This is a genomic window from bacterium, from assembly GCA_040756715.1.
Taxonomy (GTDB): Bacteria; UBA9089; UBA9088; order UBA9088; family UBA9088; genus JBFLYE01.
Genome location: JBFLYE010000105.1, coordinates 1 through 4,730, shown reverse-complemented (window position 1 = coordinate 4,730; position 4,730 = coordinate 1). Strand labels below are relative to the sequence as shown.

Below are 4,730 nucleotides of genomic sequence, written 5' to 3'. Positions count from 1 at the left end.
CCCAAGGAAAATACCCATCCTTCTCACCTAGAGGAAATGAGATAGCCTTTGCCAAACAGGGTTCTTCCTATGAGATATTCCTAATGAACAAAGATGGAACAAACATTAGGCAACTAACCAACAATGATATTGATGATATAGAACTAACCTTTTCTCCTGATGGAGAAAAAATAGCATATAATTCAGGAGGAAACATCTACACAATGAATAAGGATGGAGGAGGCCAAACAAAGGTAATAAGAAATGGAACAACTCCAATCTTTTCTCCCGATGGAAAGAAATTGGGGTTTTTATATTACAACACCCTATGGGTATTAGACCTGACAACCTATGAACTGACTAAGATAGCTCAGGGGATAAAGGGGGTATCATGGAGTGTGGGAACTGTTGATCCGCAGATTGCAAAAGAGAGTCCACAGTCTATAGTCCATAGTCCACAGGTATCTGCTTTGTTTCAAAGTTTTCCTAATCCTGCAAGGGATGGATGTTGGATTCCTTTTCAATTAGCAATTGACAGTGATCAATTATCAATTAGCATTTACAACATCGTAGGCCAGAAGGTGAGAGCCATAGATGTTGGGCCAAGGAAGGCAGGAGTATATACTGAGGCAAAACAGGGTTCTGCTGTCTTTTGGGATGGCAAAAACGATAGTGGGCAGAAACTGGCGAATGGGTTGTATTTCTATCAACTGAGAGCAGGAGAGTTTTCTGCTTGCAAATCTATGGTTGTAAGATAGATGTAAACTGTAAGGATTAAGCTGAACGATTGACAAAGGTGTTCTGGGTTGATAGAATAATTTCAGGAGTTGATCAAGATAATGAATACAAGTCTATCTCGAAACAACGATCATAAGCTATCTTGCTGCCCATCCAAGCAGAGACCTGATAGTAGCAGGACATCAGCAGATTACCAATGAATGGTGGAAGACTGCCAAACAGAGGTTTAGACTCTTTATCTCAGAGGCAGTCTTAGAAGAGATTGCCAGAGGTGATCTTGAGGCTATCATTCGCAGAAAAGAAAAAGCAAAAGGTCTTTCTGTTCTTAGAATAAATGATGATGTAAGACTACTTGCAGGAATATATGAAAAAGAATTAGAATTACCTGATCAAGCAAAGCCAGATGTGATCCATATAGCATTTGCTGTTGCTTACAAAATAGATTACTTGATTACTTGGAACTGTTTTCATATTGCAAATGGTGAGGTCATCAGAAAATTGATGAAGATAAATCAGAGGATAGACCGTCCAATGCCGATAATTCTCACTCCAGAAGAGCTTTTAGAGGGAGGTGAAGAGAGATGAGAGAAGATCCTATTGTAGAAGAAGTCCATCAGGCTCGAAAACAACTATTTCAAGAATCTGAACAAGACCTTCAAAAGCTGATGAACTATCTTCAAAAATGTGAAGAGAAAGAAAAAGATTGGCAAGTTTGTCACAAAAGAAGAGATAAAGAGATATTGAATAGTTGTAGCACTTGTGAATATGTGAGCAACCCGAAGGGTTGGTCAAGCCTTACGTCATATTCACAGCAATAGTTAAATTTAACCTTTAAAGAAACGAAAAAGGCAAAGAAATTTGTTGCAAAGTAAGGGAAGGGGGTAAAATTAAAGCATAAAATATGGATATTATACGATTATTATAGGATGAAAAAATTCTTGATTTTGAATAAAGGATTTGATAAAATAAGAGTAAGATGAGGAAGGAAAGTTTGTATTTAGACACATCGGTTCCAAATGCATATTATGATAAAAGGGATCCTAATATTCAAAAAGAGACAATCTATTTTTTCAAGAAGAAGATAAAGGAATATGAGGTTTATGTTTCAGAAATAACAGTTGGTGAGTTGCGAAGGACAAGGGAAATTTTAAAGAGAACACAACTATTAGCCTTAGTTGAGGGTATAACTGTTCTTTCACGAACAAAAGAAGCTGAAGAACTGGCAGATTTGTATGTAAGGTATAAAATTATTCCTTTAAGAGACAAAGGAGATGCACTTCATATAGCAATAGCTACTTTGAATATGATAGATATTTTGGTAAGTTGGAACTTTGAGCATATGGTAAAGAGAAAGACAAAACTTGAGGTTAATGCTGTAAATATCTTGCAAGGATACAAAACAATTGAGATAGTATCCCCTCAAGAAATATAGGAGGTGAGGAAGATGAGGATAACAAAGCCTAAAGAGCCCGAGTTTATGAAAGAACTTCATAAAATTCGGAGAGAGATGTATGAAGAAACCAAAAACTTAAGTGTAAAAGAGAGGATTAAAAGAACCCACAAAGAGGCTGAAGAATTCTTAAGAAGCGAAGGTTATAGACTTATTCCAGCTGATAAAGGCTATAGAATTGAGCCTATTTCAAAGAAAGATTGAAATATTGCTGTTGTCCTGTGGATTTGTGGAAAACCCAAAGGGTTTTCCAAAGCCTGTGAGCATCCGCAGGATGGTCATCAGGCTGTCAAATCCACAGGGTTATTTTAAAATGAAAAACCTTGAAATAAGGATTAAAACTTAATATAATGGATTAAGATTAAATATGGAGGTGATCTCTGATGAAGACAAAGAAAGTGCTTATTAGCAAAGGGATGGCTTGCCTGATTACATTAGCCTTGCTGGGAGGATTAGGCCAGGCAGAAGGGACAGAGACAAAAGGAGCAAGGATAGTCCTTGACGAACAAACCGTAGAGGATGAGATAATCCTTGTGAAAAAAGGGAGGGAGGTAAAAAGATGCTTTGCAACAGGTGAGGAAAAAGAAAGGATTATAGCAGAGGCTAAAACTAAAGGCATATCTGTAAAGATAAACCCTGATGCAAGGACAAAGCCACCCAGATTAAGGTTTATTGATGAAAAAGGGAAAACAATCAAAGAGATTCCCTTAATCTGTGAAGAAAAAAGGTTTAAGAAAAAGATAACCACAGAAATTCCAGTAGTGTATGAGGGAGAAATAATCAAAAAGAAGATAAAAGACGAAGAAAGGGAGTTTGAAAAAATTATTAAAAAGGGAGCAATAATCTCACCGAATAGCAAATATGCCCTTATGGAAAGTGCTTTTGAAGAAAGACTATTCCTTTATGAGGATGAAATAGGAGAGGGGGGAATGATATATGATGTTTTATCTGAGGATAAAAAGATTATTTTATACGATGCCTCAGGAAAGAAGCTATATGAAAAACCCACTCCCTGGGGATTCCAAGGAATTGCTGTTTCTAACAATGCAGAACTAGCTTTTATATCTGCCCTTGAAGGCTGTGAGTGGGAAGAGCTTGCTCCAGAGGTTCTCCATGTCTATGACAGCTTTGGTAAATAGATAATGAGATACCCAGAGAAGGGAGGAAGTGATATTGAGATTGAAAGAATCTCTAGCAATGGAAGGTATCTTGCTGCACGGGTAGATCTCGGTCCTTATCAACCCATTAGAACAATCTTCTTTGACTTAAAGAACAAGACGCAATGGGTGGGGGAAGAAGATTACGGCATTTGGGAAATTGGAAATGATGGTATAGCAAAAGTAGGAAGTTTAAAACAAAATAAAGTAATTTATATAGACCTAAAACCCTTATTGGGAGGAGGAAAATAAAATGAAGATAAGAAACCTTGCTTTATGCTTTATTATCTGCCTTATTCAACCCTTGTTTAGCCAATGGCTAAATCCACCCTGGAATTGGCCAATCACCTCTGATTATGGACCTCGGAAAGTTTCAAAAGGAACATGGTTTCACCGAGGCATTGACTATGGAGGTCCTAATGGTGCGGATATTAAGGCAGTAGAGGGTGGGGTAATAAAAACAATTGAAACAGATAGCCTTGGTGTTTGTTATATAACAATACAAGGTAGTCATGGTGATTGGAAATATCTCCATATCTTTAGTAGTGGCCCCTTACCAAGAACCTCGGGCAATTGGGAATTGGCAAAAGCAACATTGGTCCATCCTGTCCAAGGTACTCAACCCACAACTATCATAATCTTATGGGCAAATCGGGGACAAAGGCAAGCTATAAAGGTTCTATGTATCAACCGACTTAATGGAAGCCGTGTCATCCTTGGCACAGAAACCATCAATGATGTATTTGGCAATGAAATCAGGTCAAGAGGTAGTGTTGAGGATAATGAAATTATTGCTCCGGTTGGCACATCGGGTGGATTTCCTGCCCACCTTCATCTTTCGCTAAATCATAACCCACAAACCAATACCTCTGACAACCCCCTCTATCATCTCCTTCATCCCCCAGATAAATTGCCTACAATAACAATAGAACAGCCAAAGAATGGGTATGTGATCAAAAATAAGGAGCTAAAGGAAGATGTAATAAAGGTAAAGATAGATTCTACCCAAGGGCTTGATTTGGATAAGGTTAATCTAGCTATTTACAAGCACAAAGACCCAAATCAAGCAATTAACCTAGAAACCAATCCAACCTACAATTATGGTGGAAGACCAGGGGAAAACAGAACCACCCTTACGGTTGACAAAACAGGAAATGTCTATGTTGAACCTATCTCTAATGGTCTTGATCGGTTTATCGCCTCTTATAATTTTTCTTCCTTACCCGAGGGAACCCACTCCCTTTTTGTTGAAGCAAGGGATGTAAATGACCACATCGCGACCTTTACCTCTGACTTTAGGGTTGATACCACCCCACCCCAGATAAAGAAGGTAAGAATTACTTCTGGAACAAAGACTACGAAGGTAGAGAATGTATGGAATGACTTTATCCTTTGCTATGGACCAT

Annotated in this window: 7 protein-coding genes; all 7 read left to right on the top strand. The window is 38.1% G+C overall.

The features are described 5' to 3' along the window. Nucleotides 1-737 (top strand): FlgD immunoglobulin-like domain containing protein (locus AB1397_03985; GenBank protein MEW6482141.1); only part of this gene is annotated, 737 nt, incomplete at its 5' end. A 561-nt stretch (nucleotides 738-1,298) separates the two neighbouring features. Then, a complete protein-coding gene (locus AB1397_03980; protein ID MEW6482140.1) occupies nucleotides 1,299-1,535 on the top strand; it encodes a hypothetical protein in 237 nt (78 codons plus the stop codon). 158 nt (nucleotides 1,536-1,693) lie between these two features. Next, nucleotides 1,694-2,149 (top strand): PIN domain-containing protein, encoded by a 456-nt coding sequence (locus AB1397_03975; protein MEW6482139.1) that lies wholly within the window; start codon nucleotides 1,694-1,696, stop codon nucleotides 2,147-2,149. Nucleotides 2,150-2,161: 12 nt separating this feature from the next. Next, nucleotides 2,162-2,371 carry a hypothetical protein gene (locus tag AB1397_03970; GenBank protein ID MEW6482138.1) on the top strand — a complete coding sequence of 70 codons (210 nt, stop codon included), beginning with the start codon at nucleotides 2,162-2,164 and terminating at the stop codon, nucleotides 2,369-2,371. A 179-nt stretch (nucleotides 2,372-2,550) separates the two neighbouring features. Then, nucleotides 2,551-3,306, top strand: coding sequence for a hypothetical protein (locus AB1397_03965; GenBank protein ID MEW6482137.1), 756 nt, complete (start codon nucleotides 2,551-2,553; stop codon nucleotides 3,304-3,306). A 3-nt stretch (nucleotides 3,307-3,309) separates the two neighbouring features. Then, nucleotides 3,310-3,576, top strand: a complete 267-nt coding sequence (locus tag AB1397_03960) for a hypothetical protein (GenBank protein ID MEW6482136.1) — start codon at nucleotides 3,310-3,312, stop codon at nucleotides 3,574-3,576. Between the two features lies 1 nt (nucleotide 3,577). Further along, on the top strand, nucleotides 3,578-4,730 hold a 1,153-nt coding region (locus AB1397_03955; GenBank protein ID MEW6482135.1), incomplete at its 3' end, for a M23 family metallopeptidase.